The organism is Bradyrhizobium sp. Arg237L (assembly GCF_029990105.1).
GTDB lineage: Bacteria > Pseudomonadota > Alphaproteobacteria > Rhizobiales > Xanthobacteraceae > Bradyrhizobium.
Genome location: NZ_JAQMIL010000118.1, coordinates 1 through 16,875, shown reverse-complemented (window position 1 = coordinate 16,875; position 16,875 = coordinate 1). Strand labels below are relative to the sequence as shown.

The window sequence follows — 16,875 nt, the reverse complement described above, 5'->3', positions numbered from 1 at the left end:
GTCCACCGCATCTCACCGCAACGTTCGTGACGATCGCGAGCCGCCCCTCTCTCGGGTGAGACGCGCGGAGTCATAGTGCTGATTTGCCCGACGGGTTAAGCGGAATATTTTCGTGCAAAGCACTGGACGGGGCAAATCACCTTGAAATAATTCATAAAATTCGTCCAAACGTGACTCTCCGCGCGGCTCGGGCAGCTCACGACAGGCCTCGACTATCGGTTCGTCGTGAACCCTGCCTATAACGCCGATCGCGATCCGGTCTCGATCCATTCGGGCCGCCTGCACGCCGAGTTCTGACCAGAGGTGGTTCATGACGTTTCAGGATATTCGCAGCGCTGTCCTCGGGCAAAACTCGCTCCGGCCCAATGTCTGGGATCTCGTGGCGCTGCTGCTCTTGATCGGCGTCCTGGTGCTGATCGTCTATGGCGGCCAGCAGACGATTCAACCGCTGTCGGAGCTCGAGCATACGCCGGTTACGCTCGATCCGCACAATCTTCCGCTCTACGCGCTGCGGACCACGATGCGGATGCTGCTGGCGATCATTTGCTCGACCGTCTTCACCTTCATCTATGCCACGCTCGCCGCCAAGAGCCGGCGCGCGGAGATCGTGCTGATCCCGCTGCTCGACATCCTGCAGTCGGTGCCGATCCTCGGCTTCCTGACCTTCACGGTCGTGTTCTTCATGAACCTGTTTCCGGGGCAGGTGCTGGGCGCCGAGCTGGCCTGTGTCTTCGCGATCTTCACCAGCCAGGCCTGGAACATGACCTTCAGCATGTACCAGTCGCTGCGCAGCGTGCCGAAGGATCTCGAGGACGCGACACAAAGCTTTCACCTGTCCGGCTGGCAGCGGTTCTGGCGGCTGGATGTGCCCTTCGCAATGCCCGGCCTGATCTGGAACGCGATGATGTCGATGTCCGGCGGCTGGTTCTTCGTGGTGGCATCGGAGGCGATCACCGTGGGCAACACGACGGTCACCCTGCCCGGCGTCGGCTCCTATGTCGCGCTGGCCATTCAGCAGCAGAACCTGCCGGCGATCGTCTATGCGCTGGCGACCATGCTTCTCGTCATCATCGCCTACGACCAACTCCTGTTTCGTCCGATCGTGGCGTGGGCCGACAAATTCCGCTTTGAGCAAACCGCTTCCGGCGAGCCGCCGACGTCCTGGATGCTCGATCTCTTCAGGCGCACGCGCGCGCTGCGTGCGCTAACCTATCCGCTCGGCGCCGCGAACAAGGCCATTTCGACGCTGCGCATCGGCGTACCCGCGCTGCTGCGGTCGCGCGCCAACAGCAGCCAGCCCTCGCGCCTCGTCGACGGCGTATGGGTGGCGGTGGTTGCAGCCGTGACGAGCTACGCCGCCTGGAAGATCTATCAATATCTCTCCGCCACGCTTGGCTGGTCAGACGTGACCGCCGCGGTCGGATACGGCTTCGTCACGCTCGCACGCGTGGTCGTGCTGATTGCGCTGGCAACGCTGATATGGGTGCCGATCGGCGTCTGGATCGGCCTGCGGCCGAAACTCGCCGAGCGCATGCAGCCGCTCGCGCAGTTCCTGGCGGCGTTCCCGGCCAACCTCGCCTTTCCGGTGTTTGTCGTGCTGATCGTGCATTTCGGATTGAACCCGAACATCTGGCTCAGCCCGCTGATGATCCTCGGCACCCAGTGGTACATCCTGTTCAACGTGATCGCAGGCGCCGCCGCCTTTCCGAGCGATTTGCGGGAAGCCGCCGGCAGCTTCCACCTGAAGGGATGGCGCTGGTGGGTGAAGGTGATCCTGCCCGGCATTTTCCCCTTCTACGTCACCGGAGCGATCACCGCCTCGGGCGGGTCGTGGAACGCTTCGATCGTCGCCGAAGTCGCAAGCTGGGGCGACACCCATCTGACCGCCGTCGGACTCGGCTCCTATATCGCGCGAGCGACCGAAGCCGGCGATTTTCCGCGGGTCGTGCTCGGCATCGCCGTCATGTGCGTGATGGTGACGCTGTTCAATCGCCTGCTCTGGCGGCAGCTCTACGCCTTTGGCGAACGTCGCCTTCGTCTCGGCTGAAAAGCGGAGAAGCTGCGCTCCCTCTCCGGCTTGCGGGCCCGCAAGCGGGAGAGGTGAAGATTCAGCCTGATCGGCTCATGCTCTAGCGTCCCCAACGATCCTCCCAGAGCTTTTCGCCGATCTGGCAATTGATCCTTGGTTCCTTCACGGCGGCGGGAACGACCTTGTGCTCGGGATCACGTCCGGCCACTTCGAGTACCAGTTTGGTGCGAATGGCTTCCTTGAATCGTTCGCGATCCTTGATTGCCACGACGAAGGAGCCGGGCCCGCCGATGACGCAATCCTCGTAGTACCAATCGAGATTATCGATATCCATCATTGAATGGGACGGCTCCTTGATCATGATCGGCAGGCCGTTGATGACGATGCCTTTCGCCAGCGCCTGGTCGCGAGCGGGCGTGACAGGCGGTCCGTTGTTGTTGGGGCCGTCGCCGGAAATGTCGATGACACGCCGAAAGCCGCGGCTAGGGTCCTCGTCGAAGAGCGGCGTCCCGAACAGGATGGCACCCGAAATTGAGGTGCGCGACCCGCGCCGGATCGGCGCCTGCATGATTTCGCTGGCGACTGCGTCGGCCGTCTCGGGGCCGTCGATCACCCGCCAGGGAATGATCACCCGTTGGTCGCCGAACGCCGACCATTCGAAGTAGGTCAAGGCGATCTTTCCGTTCGGGCCTCCCTTCAGCGCCTGCAGGAATTCCCTGGAAACGATGGCCTCAGCATACCCCTCGCGCTGCACCGTGAGCTCGTCCGTATCCATGGAATAGGAGACGTCGGCCGCAATGATAAGCTCGATATCCACGGAAGGCGGGCCCTGCCGGTCGGCAAGTGCCGGTGGCTGACCAGGCGCCGCAGCGCCCGCGGCGCCGGCGAGCATGCCGGCGGCCAGCACCGCTGCGATCGAGATGCACCATCGCATCGCGGACCTCCTCGATCCCTAAAGCGCGATGACTTTTCTTCGAATCGTCATCCCGCTTTAGCTCTTTGTTTGCGCATGATCTCCGCGCAAACGCTTCGCGTTTGTCGCGAGGGAAAACCGGTTTCCACTTTTCCGGATCATGCTCTGGCCTCGATATGATGGTGACACGCAAGTTTCACAGGGCAAAGCGGAGAGATTGGCGACTCGGTGTCCATATTCCGAAATTCGGCAAGTCACGGCTGCCTAAAAGCGCGCCGTGTTGCCTAACCCGTCTGGAACCGCCGGTCCCCCATTCCGAAACACGGGATTGTGCATTGCAGCACGATGGCTAGATTGCGCCTCCGCAAAAGGATGCCACGTGTCTGAAATTAATGCCGAGGCCTGGGTATCGTCAGGCCACCGCCCGATGGGCTTCCCCGAATTCGTAGTTGCGATCGCATCGATCATGGCGCTGAACCCGCTGGCCATGGACATGATGCTGCCGGCGCTGCCGAGCATCGGCGCCGCATTCAACATTGCCGACGCCAACCATCCGCAGATGGTGCTGTCGATCTTCCTGTTCGGCTTCGGCGTCGGACAGTTCGTGATGGGGCCGTTGTCGGATCGCTTCGGCCGCCGTCCGGTGCTGCTCGGTGGCATGGCCGTCTATGGTGTCGCAAGCCTGCTTGCGATCGCGGCGACATCTTTCGAGACGCTGCTGCTGGCGCGTGCGCTGCAGGGCCTCGGCACGTCGGCGACGCGCGTGATCGCCACCTCGATCGTGCGCGACTGCTACGCCGGAAGGCGCATGGCAAGCGTGATGTCGCTCGCGATGATGGTCTTCATCGCGGTGCCCGTGGTTGCGCCATCGTTCGGCCAGGCGGTGCTGCTGCTGACGCAGTGGCGCGGCATTTTCGTTGCGTTGATGCTGTACGGCGTGATCGCACTGGCCTGGAGCGCGCTGCGCATGCCCGAAACGCTGCCGGCGGAATTGCGCAAGTCGCTCGCGATCCGCGACGTGCTCGGCGCCTTCAGGCAGACGCTCACCAATCGCCAGACGCTGGGCTATGCGCTGGCGGCCGGCGGCATACAGGGGGCATTGTTCGCCTTCGTCTTCACCTCGCAGCAGCTCTTCACCGACATCTACCAGCTCGGGCATTACTTTCCGCTGGCATTCGCTTCGATCGCGGCGGGCATCGCGATTGCGGGCTTTCTCAACTCCCGCTTTGTCGGGCGGCTCGGCATGCGCGTGATCTCGCACGGCGGGCTGGTCGCGTTCGTCCTCGTTGCCGCCACGATGCTGGCGGCGGCGAGGCTGCAGATGTTGCCGCTGTCGCTGTTGATGACGCTGGCGGCATTGATGATGTTCACGTTCGGGCTGATGATCGCCAACTTCACCGCGCTGGCGATGGAGCCGCAGGGCCATATCGCCGGAACCGCCTCGTCGCTGTACGGATCGATCACCACGCTGCTCGCCATCGGCATCGGTATCGTGATCGGCCAGAGCTATGATGGCACGCTGCGGCCATTCTCGACCGGCTTCTTCCTCTGCGCGCTGGCGGCGCTCGCAGTGGTGCTGGCGACGGAAAAGGGCCGCCTGTTCAAGCCGCATCATACGACGATGTAGTTGTGCAGGTGTGATGCTTTTCTTGAATAGGGCAATGGCTCGGATTCACCTCGCCCCGCTTGCGGGGAGAGGTCGAAATTCAAGCCAACGGGTCGGCGCGAAGCGCCGCCCGATAACAGGCTCCGCTTGAATTTCGGGTGAGGGGGAGCCTCCACGAGCTCATCTCTGACCGTACTTGCGGAGACAGCCCCTCACCCCAACCCTCTCCCCGTAAGAACGGGGAGAGGGAGAGGGGTCGTCAATCGCTTCGCATCCTTGCGCTTATTTTCCGCCGCGCACCTGGATCACGAGCGCGCTCAGGCGGGCGTTCAGCTTGTTGTAATCGACATTCGCGCCGCCCAGGCCGGCCATGCATCTGCGCTTGCATCCGCCGCCGCCACCACCGCCGCCACGGGCCGGATCGCCGAAGGTGGCGACGGGAACGGTGCCGGTAACCTGGAAGCCGCGCGCCATCAGCCGCGAGCGCACCGCGAGGCAATAGCTCACCGACAGATGGGAGAAGCGCGTCTCGCCATGGCCGGCGCGGTATTTCATCACAGCCGTGCAGAGATCGCCGCGGGCCAGCCGCCATGCCTGGGCGAGGTAGGTCACCCCATAGCGGATGTTGGTCTCGGGCACGGCGAGTTCGGCATTCGTGCCGGTGAAGCCAAGCATCCGCGCGGTCGAGGGCAGCACCTGCATCAATCCGATTTCACCGACACCGCCGATCGCGCCCGCATTGTAGCCGCTCTCCACGCCCATCACGGCTTCCGCGATCTCGGGCGCAAGGCCCGTGCCGGAGGTCTGCTTCTCGATCAGGTCGCGATAGCGGGAGCGAGGCTGTGCGCTCGAGGTTGAGGTCGAGGTCGCGCCCCCTCGCGTCGGGGGCAACCCGATCTTGGCATTCTCGCGCCATCGCCGTTCGATGGCCGACGGCGTCTCGGCCGGCGCAGCTTCCTTGGCTGGAGCGGCTTCCTTTTCAGGCTCGCTCTTTTCAGGCTCGCTTGGCGCCTCAGCAGCGGGAGCTTCCTCCGGCACCGCGGGCACCGTATCGGCGAACGCAAGAGCGCTTGTCAGCACGAGGCCGACGCCGGTCGCCAGCGCAAGCAACCGTCCGCGTAACAGCCTGGTCTGCCGATGCCCCCGCACGCCCCCGCCTCGCTCACTCTGTAGATCGAAGCCGCAGGCGAAGACGCAGCGGCTGGAGCATGTCGGGAGGCGGCGCGCCGGCATTGGCGGAGGCAAGCAGCGGACGCAGCCGGCCGCCAAGCTCGGGATCCATGCTGCTGTCGAATGCGATGCGGTCCATCCTGCCGTCCGGCAGTATCGAGGCGCTCACGACGAATGTCAGCGGCTTGTTCTCCTTCTCCCGCCCCGCCGCGAAGGTCACAAGCCACTGCGACGTGTCGCCGTCGGCATCGATCTGCTGCTGAAAGGCGCCCTGCAGCCGGGACGCATAGTCGCGCCAGGCCGCCGGCGCTTCCGATGCGGCCTTAAAGTCCGTGCTTTGCGCCACAGCCGGCGCGCGCCCGGCGGAAAGGCCGAGCGCCACGAGGCCGAACGAGTGCAGCAGACGCCGCAGCCTGCCGGGATTCCCGTTGATCGGGGATTTCGACGCCATCGCTACGGTGCTGTCCGATCAGCTATTGAGGGCCGGCCGCGGCGGCGCCAGGTTCGCGTCCGCGTTGGATGCTTCCTTGGACGCTTGCTTGGGTGTTTCCTTGGCCGATTCGAGGCTCGAGGCCAACCTGCCGAGCTCCTCGCGCAACCAGGGGATGAGCTGCTGGATCAAACTGTCCCAGATCTGGAGCTGGGTGCGGACATAGTTCGGCGAGACCGCGCCGGCGATGGAGAGATCGAGCGTCAGCACCAGAAATTCATCGGTGCCCTGCGGCTTGTCCACGAACAGCCGGCAGAACCTGTGCATGCGATTCCACTTGTTCACGAGATCGAGCGGCATCGATCCCTGCACAGTCAGGACCGCAACGAAGGCGACATCCGCGAAATGATCAGGCTTGCCGGGAAACGCATTGCCCGGGCGGACGTCGAAGCCGAGGCCGTTGCTCGCCGACCGCAACAGAGAAATATTGCCGTCGGTCACGAGCTCGGCGCGATAGCCGGCGGTTTGGAGCGCCGCGCGCAGCTCCTCGAGCGTGACAAAGGACTGCATCCCGGCGTTGGACAAATCTGCGGGTGCTTGCGCGGTACCAGTACTCATGGACATATTAATCTCCTCTGTCCAATAACGCGATTGGATTTGCAACAGCTATTTTGGATCGGCTGAAGCAACGAAACGGGACACGACAAACGCTGGAACGCGATGATTTTTCTTCGAATCATCATCACGCTCCATCTTTTTTGTTTGAGCATGATCTCCGCGCAAACGCTTCGCGTTTGTCGCGAGGGAAAACCGGTAGCCACTTTTCCGGATCATGCTCTAGCGGGCAGCGCCGGCCGACTGCGTCAGCTCGCTGGCGATGCGGGAAAGTGCAATTTCGTTGATCGCGGGCGGATTCTGCTCCAGCGCGCGCGCAAGATAGGCGCGGCGATTGAGCTCGGCACGCTGCGCCCGCAAGCGCTGGACCAGGGTGTCACGCACGTCGGCAAGCGGCATGGTTTCGGACGGCTTGGTCTCGATCAGCTTGACGATGTGATATCCATCGGCAAGCTTGATCGGCTCGCTCACGGTATTGACGGCCATTCCCATCACGCGGCTCTTGATCTCGGGAACGAGCTGCGGCTCGGGCAGCCAGCCGAGATCGCCGCCCTTGTCGGCCTGCTCGCGCTGGTCGGTGGTGTCCTTGGCGATCTGGGCGAAGTCCGCCTTCGGCTGCTTCAGCTTGGCCTGAATGTCCGCGAGCTTCGCCTTGGCCTTCTCTTCGGCCGCGGCGTCCGATCCTTCCGCCAGCGCGACATAGATCTGGGCGAGATGAAAGCGGCGCGGCATGATCAGCGCGCCCTTGTTGGCGTCATAGGTCTTCTGGATTTCCGCCTCGTCCGGATAATTCTCCGGCGGCACCGACGCCGACTGCAGGTAGGTCTCGAAGATCGCCTCCTCGCGCAGCTTGGCGAGTTGAGCGACGACGGCCGGTTGGTCCTGCCACTTCTTATCCGTGGCTTCCTTGAGGACGAGCTGCCTTGCAAACATCGCGCGGAGCGTCTGGTTGAGAAGCGCGGGATCGCGGGCGAGCGCAGCACGCTGTTCAGGCCCGACAGCGGCCAGGAAGGCGCGGATTTCCGACGCGGAGACGTCACGTCCGCCAACGCGCGCCACCGCCTCGTTGCCCGACGCCGCCGCCTCGGCATGTGGTGCCGGAGCGGCCGGCTGGGCCGCCGCAACAGGCGCCGGCGCGGCGGCGGGCGCCTTCGGCTTCACCACCCGCTGCGGTGGTGCCGCGGGGGGCGGGTTCTGCGCGAGAGCGGGTTCAGATTGGCCCAACGCGCCGGCCAATCCGATGATCGCCAAAGCCATGAGGTGACGGCCGACACGATCGCGACGGTATCGCGGTGTTGGGCGTTCAAACGCAGGACGATAGGCAATCATAGTGACCTCAGGGTTCGATCTTCTGGTTCAGAATCCGGTCGCCGTAATCCTGCAACAGGTTCTGGATCTCGACGCGACGGAAACCGAGTAGCGGTTCGTTAGCCACTACTCACCAAATGTCACATTTTCATAACAGTCCATCAGTTGGCGACCGATCTTGGCCGGTTACTGGTATCTCTGTACGCGCATGGCGGATCAGCGCCGAGAAGGCTCTTCGGCGAGAAGGTTCTTGTAGACCTTTCCGCCTTTCATGATGACCAGGAAATTCTTCGCCGGATCTTCCACGAGCTTGATGTTGTCGATTGGATTGCCATCGACCAGCAGGAGGTCGGCGAGCGCGCCCTCCTCCACCACGCCCAGCTTGCCGGGATATGGATTTCGCGGTCCGGACAGGCTGAGCAATTCGGCATTCGTCGATGTCGCCATGGCCAGCGCTTCAGCCGGCGTGTACCAGCGCGTGAGATCGGCCAGCATGGCGCCTTGCCGCTCCGCCAGCGCCTGCGAGAACAGGATGTCGGTGCCGAAGGCGGTCTTGATTCCGTATTTCTTTGCCAGCGCATAGACCCTGTCCGTGCCGGCAACCACTTGCCGCATCTTCGCCTGCTCCGAAGGTCCCAGGGCACTTGCGCCCGCCAGATCGAGGAAAGGTTGCGTGCTCAACCAGATTCCCTTCTCGGCCATGAGGCGCGCCGTGGCCTCGTCCATCAGATGGCCGTGCTCGACGCACTTTGCTCCCGCCGCAATCGAGCGCTGGATCGAAGCCGGCGTATAGGCGTGCACGGCCACATAGGTGCCCCAGTTCTCGGCAGCTTCGACGGCGGCACGCAGCTCGGGCTCGGTGAACGTGGACACATCGAGCGGGCTGAACGGCGAAGCGACGCCGCCGCCCGCGGTGAGCTTGACCTGCGATGCCCCCTGCATGAGCTGCTCGCGGGCGCGCACACGAACCTCATCCGGACTGTCCGCCACCATGCTGCCGCCAATTCTTTCCATGCGGCTGAGCATGCCGCCGATCGTTCTTGGCAGATCGGTAAGCTGCCGGAAATCGCCATGGCCACCAGTGATGGTGATCACGGCGCCGGACGGATAGATGCGGGGGCCGGCGACGAGACCGTCGTCGATCGCGCGCTTGAGCCCAAAGCTCGGCCCGCCCATGTCGCGGACCGTGGTGAAGCCCCGCATGAGCGTGGCGGTGGCTTCCGCTGCCGCAAGAAGATTGTTGTAGCCGACGTCGTCAGCCAGGGTGGCCGCCGGCGTCGGGCGCACCAACATCGCATGCCAATGCGCGTCGATCAGCCCGGGCATCAGCACGCGTTCGCCGCCGGCGATCACCTGAGCGTCAGCCTGGATCGGCGACACCGAGATCTTCTCGATCTTGTTGTTGCGGATCAGGACATTGGACGGCGCGGAGAGCGCGGCATTCTTTCCGTCAAAGATGCGAACGTTCTGGAACAGCACAGCGGAAGCTTGTTGAGCCTGCGCCGTCGGCGAGGCCGCGAGGTTCATTCCGATTGAAGCCAGTAGCGCAGCAATGAAAGTTCGACCCGGCGTTCTCAAACCTGACATATCTGATCTCCGCCAATGGTGCGTGGCGCAAGGCTCGCATTGATCTTGCTGTGCGGGAGGGAACGCCCGACGTGATCGCGGGCGGTCAGCGAGTGTATTGCCAGTCCCCTGTCAATCGACGGCCGCTACCCAGTTCTTACGGCCGGCAGCCAGGCAAGGGTCAGCCAGCCGATGCCGTGAGACAAGAGGTCGATGCCCAGCAGCAATCCGAGCACCCACGTCCCGGTGGCCGGAAATCCCGTCAGGATGATGAGACCTGCCAAGACGCCGAACAGACCGGATATCAGCATGATCCAGCCGAACTGCTGCCAATGGCTGATGCCGACCAGGATACGGACGAACCCGGAGATCAGAAGCAGCAGACCGAGGACAAGGGTCAGGATCAGCGCACTGGTCAGCGGCTGGGTCACCAGCACGACGCCGAATGCAAGATAGAGCGCGCCGAGCAGCAGTTGCCACACGAACCCTCCCCACCCCTTGGTCCAGAAGGCGTGAACGATCTCGAATCCACCGGCGATGATCGCCATCCAGCCGATGAAGATGGTGCTGATCACGGTGAACAGTGCGAGATCGCCGAGGACCAGGAGGCCCGCGATGATCATCACGATTCCGAGCAGGATGCATATCCATAAAGGCGGTGTCGGCAGCCCGGTGAGACGCATCGCCGGACCGTTGTCATAGGTAGTCATGTCATTCTCCTCGATTCCAGAAGCCGTCGAACCCGTTACGCATCAACTCGATTGTCCGTGTTCGCCCGCCGTCTCATCGCTCGGAATCTCTCCCGGTCGATAGTTCGGCAGCCGCCCGGCCGGAATGATCGCAAGCAACGCAAGGCCTGCCATGATCAACAGCCCGATCTTCAGCGCACGCAGCCGCGCCTCGGTGTTCACCCGCACCGCCTCCTCGACCTGCTGCGGCGTGGCGCTCGTGCCTTCCAGCGCGGTCCGCAGCCGGTCGTTGCTGACGAAATTGATGTTGTCGAGATCGACCTGCGCCTGCAGTTCGGGTGTGAGCTTGGGGCTCGCGGCGATGCTGCTCAGCGCGATCGCACTCAAGAGACCGACAAGGAGCGCGCCAGCCACTGCCGTTCCGACGGCGGCAGCGAGGTTGTTGGTGGTGCCGCGCAGCGATCCGACGTCCCCTGCGAGTTCCTTGGGCGAAGCCGTGACCAGCACGTTGAACAGCAGCGTGACAAGCGCGCCTTGCCCGATACCAAAGACAACGAGCCCGAGCAGCACCGGCACCTCGCTCCAGTCGTTGCGCACGACGAATGCAAGCCACAACAGCGCGACGGTGCAAAGGAAGAAGCCGGCTCGCCCGATCTGCCGCGGCGTCAGCTTATCATAGACGTGTACGATCAGCATCGCGGCAAAGAATACAGTAAGGTTGAACGGCATCATCGCTACCGCAGTGGCGATCGGGCTGCGACCCTGCACGATCTGAATGTAGAGCGGGACGGAGAAGTTGAGAGCGGCCTCCAGCGCGACGACAGTGAACATCGCGTAGACGGCCGCTCGCTCCTCAGGTGAATCGATCACCTGAAGCGCGAGGAGAGGAGTCTTGCCTGCCTCCTCGCGCTTGTGTGTCCACATCAGGAATGCCTGGCCCAACACGATGCCCGCCACGATCAGGATCGGCGCGGGAGACAGGCCGAGAAGGCTGAACGGCGCGTTTGGGCTCGCCAACACGAGCCCCCATCTGTTGAGATTATTGAAGCCGAAGCTGATGCAAATGATCGCGGCTGCTGCGAGTATGACACCAACGATATCGACCTCCACGTCCGGCCGGCCATGGTCGCGCTTGAGGCGGAAGCTCAACAGGAAAACGATCGCGGAAACGGCGATGAGAATTCCGAACACCGGGCGCCAGCCGATATAGGTGCCGAGTATGCCGCCGATGATGAACGCGAGCACGCCGGCCGCCGCGCGTGCGGAGCCGAGCGCACCCACGGCGGTTGCCTGCTGGCGTCCGGTGTAGTTCTCGGCAATCAGGGCGACCAGCGAGGGCACGATCACAGCGCCGGCGGCGCCGCAGAGCGCCTGCGCCGTGATCATCACGACAGCCGTCGGGCTGAACGTCATCATGACCTGGGATATGAAGAACAGCACGACGGCCGCGCGGAACACCTGTAGCGCGCCGTATCGCTGCGCGAGCTTGGCGCCCAGCATGACGAAGCCGGCGACTAGCATGGAATAGGCCACGATGCCGGTTGCGACCGTGGTCGGAGGAACGCCAAAGCTCTTGACCATTCCCCCCATCGCCACCGGGAGCGAAGCGACGTTGAACGACATGATCATCTGGCCGAGCGCGATCGCGATCATGGGAATCCATGATGCGCGTTCCTCCTGGTGGATGCCGCCGATCGAGATTGTCTGTGTCACTATGGCGTCCTCCGATTTGCTCGGGCTTTTCAGGATCGACTAGGTGGACGGGACGCCGATCCGATCAACATTTGTCAGTCTTCCGGTTGCGAGACGAACAGATCCATGCCCAATCGCTGCGACAGGAATTTCGCGGCGAGTTGTCCTCTCACGCTGTTGCCGGCCGCATCCAGCGGCGGAGCGAAAGTGCCGAAGCCGCCTTTTCCAGGAGAAACCGCGACAATGCCGCCGCCGATCCCGCTCTTTCCGGGCAGGCCGATGTCGTAAAGCCAATCGCCTGACGTCTCATACAAGCCGGCCGTGATCATCACGGCCAAGGCGTAATGGCAAACCGCAGCATCGACCACGCGTTGCTTCGTGATAGGGTTCACCCCACCGTCCGCCAGCGTCGCACCCATCACGGCGAGGTCTTTGGCGGTCACGTTCAACGAACACTGCCTCGTGTAGAGATCGGTCGCCTGCTTGGCGTCGCAATAGATCCGGTCGTAGCTCTCCAACAGCCGCGCGATGCTGCGATTGCGGAAATTTGTCTGCGACGCGGAGGCGTAGACCTCTTCGTTGAGCGGAAGTTTGCGGCCTGCGAAGCGCGACAGCCCATCGTGGATAAACTCCCACTGCGCCTCGGCGGACACTCCCGGCGCGAGGCTCGTCGTCGCGATCGCGCCAGCATTCACCATCGGATTGGTACGCCCGCTTCCATTCTCGATCGCCGCAAGCGAGTTGAACGGAAGTCCGGTGGCGTTGGCGCCGAGCTTCGTGCGCGCCTCTTCCGGGCCAAGGGTCTCGCAGATCAGCGCGAACACGAATGGCTTCGACACGCTCATGATGGAGAATTCGTAGCCTATGTCTCCCGCGCCGTAGACGTGCCCATCGGTTCCAACGACACAAACGCCGAACAGCTCGCTCGGGACTCGGGCGAGCGCCGGGTAGACCTGTGAATTATTGCCGTCAGCGTTCGATTTAAGGCGCCGGTGCGCGTCTTCCACCAGCGACTGCACCATCTCGGGATTAGGTAGATGACCGGTCGAAACGTAAGGCCGTTCATCGATCGCCGATCGTGACGCCATCGCACCACTCCGCCCGACGGGGGCTATGTTGTTGATCTAACGCCTACGTTTAAAACGAGTCAATCTGCAACCCGTGCAACAATTTGCTGACAGACCAGCAAATGTGCCGACTGCCATCGAGTTCTCTTCTTACGACGGCGCAAGGTTCCAACGCTCGTTAGGTAAGGCAGGCTGTCGCAATCGTTGTCGCACGCAATTGAATCAAAGAGCAGCCATTGACTGCAGAATCCGAACGCCGGGAAATTTGCAACGTGGCCGGTCGAGTGTACGATTGTGTTTGCTCACGCGAGAAAAAACGGACGCGAAGAGAGTTGGAGAAGGCGGGACATCATCTGAACAGCGAGGCTGATCATGGTGGCAAGTACGAGTGACGGACACTTCCTGCTGGTGAAGAAGCTTGGTGGGTTGGTCGCGATTATCATCGGATGCCTGCCCTAAAGGTAAAAGCGAGTCGATTTAAGCCAATAGCGAGGCCATCAAGTCTAGGGCCCTCCCGGTTACCCACCCTCGACTTGCTGACCTTGAAGTCCGCTTTGCCCCAAGAGCAGACGCAGGATGTAAGTCGCATTTTGACCCACTGCAGACCTTGGCACATCGGGCAGATGTCCGCTTGGCGCCCTTCTGAGGCGTTTCTGCTGTCCGTCCGTTTTTTGAAGACAATCGGGGCCCGACGCAGCTATGCGGCTCTGATGTCGACTGCGTCGTTGTTGGCTACCTCGCTCCCGACCCATTGTCCGGCTCACCTGCATTTGCAGTGCGCGACGCCGTGGCAAGCTCCTCCACTTTTGAGCGGATCGGCCCGAATGGACCGTATTTGTGCTGCTCCAGACTGAAACCGTCGACGTACGGGCCATATGGAGTATCGATCGGCTTTTGGAGTCGGATCGGAAAATCCTTCTCGAGGTTTGCCTTCTCTGGCCGCTTCTGGCTGATGATGTAGGCCGCGACATCATAGGCCTGCTCGTCCGTGAGCACCGGGGCGTTGAACGCGGTGCCGATGGGCATGTTGTGCATCGCATAAGCGGCGGCGGTCAAAAGGCGGCTCATTCCAGCGCCGTTGTTGTAGCTGTCGGGACCCCAGAGCGGAGGGAACTGATATCCCGCGCCGGTTTGGGCGCGTTGCCCCAAGCCATCCGCGCCGTGGCAAGCGGCGCATATCTGCGAAAAAACCTCCGCGCCGCGAGCGGCATCGGCGGCGCGCGCTGGCTCTTTGATCCTCAACGTGCCAGCGCCCTTAAGCTTTGCGCCGTCGGGAACGCCGGTCGACAGCCAGCGCATATAAGCTGAAAACGCCCTCATTTCGCGGCTCTCAAGCGGCAGCGCTCGGCCATTCATGCTGCGCTCCATACAACCATTGATGCGATCCTCGAGAGTGTCGACCGCCCCTTCCCGCGCGCGGTATTGCGGGAATTGTCCCCAAACGCCTATGAGCGCCATGGCATATGGCTGGGTCCCGCCCTGCAGATGGCAGTTTTGGCACGCGAGATTGTTGCCAGCGAAGCGTCTTGCTGGATCCGACACCTTTGGCCCGATCTCATTCGCGGTATCCGTGAAAAGCGCGTGCCCATATTTAACGAGGGTGCCAAACGGATCGTCCGCGACAGTGGTGATATCAGGAGACGTCCACTGGGTGAGATCGATGTCGTTACTCCCCGCGAACGAGCGATTAAGGCCTGCTATCGATGCCGTGGTGCACAACATCGCCGCGAGCAAAAAGAGCCAAGAGCGTTTCATAGTGCACTCCGCATTAAACCTGGTTCGCCGAAGTTGATGTCGGCTAACGTTGGCAGCAAATCGCAATGCACTTCCAGATCCGGCCGGCTCGAGCGTCAGAACGGTGGCCAGACCATCAGCCATAATACCATTTCATTCTCTTGCCCCCGAGCGATCGTTTATGACGCGAATTGGCCATAAGAGGACGTCTGCTGTCGGGCTCATCATTCCTGTCTCTTCGGCGGGATCGCAGCCCTGGCCTTTCGCGACATACTGCACCGCCGCGCATCCTCGGTCGCTAACGGGGCACAGCGGAAATCGAAGGCCGACGCCTGTTGTAGAGGGCGACGCTCGTGACCCAGAGCGGTCCATCCGTCATGCTGCCAGATGCCGAATAAGGGCTGCAACCGCGCGGGAGGCGGCGCCACACTGACAGCCGCTTCAGCATCGCCGCCGCGCAATTGATGGGCAGGCGGATGAGGCGGCCGTCATCGATCGGCGCGCTGGCCGGGAAGGCCGAGGTCACATCGTGCTTGTAACCGATGGGGACGGCACCAGCTATAGTGCCTTGAGGAACCCTCGTCCGCCTCGTCGCGTTTTCAGGTGTCGCATGCGATTCAACCCCTGAAAGGACCCAGACAATGGCTCCAACGTCGGTCGCCGAAGCGGTCCGCCCACAACAGGCGGTGGCGGAACTACTCTTTCAACCGTACAGGCTCGGTCCATTCACTCTGCCGAACCGGATTGTCATGGCGCCCTTGACGCGCTCCCGCGCTCGTCAACCCGGGAACGTGCCGACCTCGCTCAACGCTTGCTACTACGCACAACGGGCTTCAGGCGCGTTCATTATCAGCGAAGCAACCCAGGTATCGATGCAAGGGCAGGGTTATGCCTGGACACCGGGTATCCACAGCCGTGAACAGGTCGAAGGCTGGCGACTGGTAACCGACGCGGTGCACGCTGCCGGCGGCCGCATCTTCCTGCAGCTTTGGCATGTCGGACGCATCTCACATCCGGCACTGCAGCCGGATCACATGCTGCCGGTCGCCCCCTCGGCCATTACACCGGCCGGCGACGCGTTTATCGAGAATGACCGGGGCGAAGGTCAATTGGTGCCGTTCGTTCGGCCGCGAGCGTTGCAGATCGAGGAGATGCCGTACATCGTCCAGCAATATGCGCATGGCGCGAGAAACGCCATGGCCGCCAATTTCGACGGGGTAGAGGTGCACGGCGCCAACGGCTATCTCATAGATCAGTTCATCAGTTCAGGCACAAACCATCGGACCGACGCCTACGGAGGGGCGGTGGGCAATCGGGCGCGGCTGTTGATGGAAGTGGTCGAAGCCGTAAGCGAAATCTGGGGCCCAGACCGGGTTGGCGTGCGCCTGTCACCCCTTGGCAGTTTCAACGATATGAGCGACGCCGAGCCGGAGGTGACCTTCGGCACCATAGCGCAACTTCTCAACGGCCTTCGTTTCGCCTATCTGCATATCGTGAATCCGGGTCTCGCCGCGATCGAGAAAGGCAAGGCGCCGGACGCCGGCGCTGAGCAGATGCTTGCGCTCATCCGGGAAAAATATAGCGGAACGTTGATCGTAGCCGGCGGCTTTGATCGAGACACCGCGGAAGCATGGCTCGAACAAAGCAAGGCGGATTTGATCGCCTTTGGCCGCAAGTTTTTGGCCAACCCGGATTTGCCGGACCGGTTGCGTATGCGCACGGGCCTCAATGCCGACGATCAATCCACCTATTATGGCGGCGGGGCCAAAGGCTATACCGACTATCCGTCGCTTGCGCAGGAGCGAGGCGAGCAACCGAAAGCCTGCGTGGACGACCGATGGCGCTAACGCCCCTCCGACCAGTGCGGCACAGTCCGTACCGGCGTTGGGATAAAAGCAACCGAAGGAATGCCTGCTTCTGGCCTCACGCAGCGGTTGGCAGATGCCCGCTATTCCGCCGCTGTCAGGAGGCAAGCAGACATGCGGCGACCTCAATGCCCAGATATCGGACGGTGCTCTCGATTTTTGTGTGGCCCAACAAAAGCTGCACGGCTCGC

The 16,875-nt window shown here is 62.5% G+C and carries 13 protein-coding genes; 3 read left to right on the top strand and 10 right to left on the bottom strand.

The window, feature by feature from the left end; genetic code table 11:
* Positions 1-310 precede the first annotated feature (310 nt).
* Complete coding sequence (locus OZ411_RS40825; protein ID WP_282532477.1) at positions 311-2,047, top strand: ABC transporter permease subunit; 1,737 nt, start codon at positions 311-313, stop codon at positions 2,045-2,047.
* 82 nt (positions 2,048-2,129) lie between these two features.
* Here OZ411_RS40825 and OZ411_RS40820 read toward each other — a convergent pair whose 3' ends face one another.
* Entirely contained in the window at positions 2,130-2,963 is an 834-nt protein-coding gene (locus OZ411_RS40820) for a DUF1194 domain-containing protein (protein WP_282532476.1), read from the bottom strand.
* Positions 2,964-3,321: 358 nt separating this feature from the next.
* Between OZ411_RS40820 and OZ411_RS40815 the strand changes: the two genes are divergently transcribed.
* Positions 3,322-4,569, top strand: a complete 1,248-nt coding sequence (locus tag OZ411_RS40815) for a multidrug effflux MFS transporter (protein WP_282532475.1) — start codon at positions 3,322-3,324, stop codon at positions 4,567-4,569.
* Between the two features lie 261 nt (positions 4,570-4,830).
* Here the strand turns inward: OZ411_RS40815 and OZ411_RS40810 are convergent, their stop codons facing one another.
* From OZ411_RS40810 to OZ411_RS40770, 9 genes are all read right to left on the bottom strand, one after another.
* A complete protein-coding gene (locus tag OZ411_RS40810) occupies positions 4,831-5,697 on the bottom strand; it encodes a transglycosylase SLT domain-containing protein (RefSeq protein ID WP_282532474.1) in 867 nt (288 codons plus the stop codon).
* A 13-nt stretch (positions 5,698-5,710) separates the two neighbouring features.
* Positions 5,711-6,169: a hypothetical protein gene (locus OZ411_RS40805; protein ID WP_282532473.1), complete on the bottom strand. Its 459-nt coding sequence runs from the start codon at positions 6,167-6,169 to the stop codon at positions 5,711-5,713.
* Positions 6,170-6,187: 18 nt separating this feature from the next.
* Positions 6,188-6,772, bottom strand: coding sequence for a YbjN domain-containing protein (locus tag OZ411_RS40800; RefSeq protein WP_282532472.1), 585 nt, complete (start codon positions 6,770-6,772; stop codon positions 6,188-6,190).
* Between the two features lie 213 nt (positions 6,773-6,985).
* Positions 6,986-8,020, bottom strand: coding sequence for a peptidylprolyl isomerase (locus OZ411_RS40795; RefSeq protein ID WP_282532471.1), 1,035 nt, complete (start codon positions 8,018-8,020; stop codon positions 6,986-6,988).
* A 267-nt stretch (positions 8,021-8,287) separates the two neighbouring features.
* Positions 8,288-9,598 carry an amidohydrolase family protein gene (locus OZ411_RS40790; RefSeq protein ID WP_349017078.1) on the bottom strand — a complete coding sequence of 437 codons (1,311 nt, stop codon included), beginning with the start codon at positions 9,596-9,598 and terminating at the stop codon, positions 8,288-8,290.
* 185 nt (positions 9,599-9,783) lie between these two features.
* Positions 9,784-10,347 (bottom strand): HdeD family acid-resistance protein, encoded by a 564-nt coding sequence (locus tag OZ411_RS40785; protein ID WP_282532469.1) that lies wholly within the window; start codon positions 10,345-10,347, stop codon positions 9,784-9,786.
* Positions 10,348-10,389: 42 nt separating this feature from the next.
* Positions 10,390-12,039 (bottom strand): MFS transporter, encoded by a 1,650-nt coding sequence (locus tag OZ411_RS40780; RefSeq protein ID WP_282532468.1) that lies wholly within the window; start codon positions 12,037-12,039, stop codon positions 10,390-10,392.
* A 74-nt stretch (positions 12,040-12,113) separates the two neighbouring features.
* On the bottom strand, positions 12,114-13,106 hold the full coding sequence (glsA, locus tag OZ411_RS40775) for a glutaminase A (RefSeq protein WP_130577566.1): 993 nt from the start codon (positions 13,104-13,106) through the stop codon (positions 12,114-12,116).
* Positions 13,107-13,817: 711 nt separating this feature from the next.
* Positions 13,818-14,840 carry a c-type cytochrome gene (locus tag OZ411_RS40770; protein ID WP_282532467.1) on the bottom strand — a complete coding sequence of 341 codons (1,023 nt, stop codon included), beginning with the start codon at positions 14,838-14,840 and terminating at the stop codon, positions 13,818-13,820.
* 620 nt (positions 14,841-15,460) lie between these two features.
* Here OZ411_RS40770 and OZ411_RS40765 point away from each other — a divergent pair.
* Complete coding sequence (locus tag OZ411_RS40765; protein ID WP_282532466.1) at positions 15,461-16,666, top strand: alkene reductase; 1,206 nt, start codon at positions 15,461-15,463, stop codon at positions 16,664-16,666.
* The last annotated feature ends 209 nt before the right edge of the window (positions 16,667-16,875 follow it).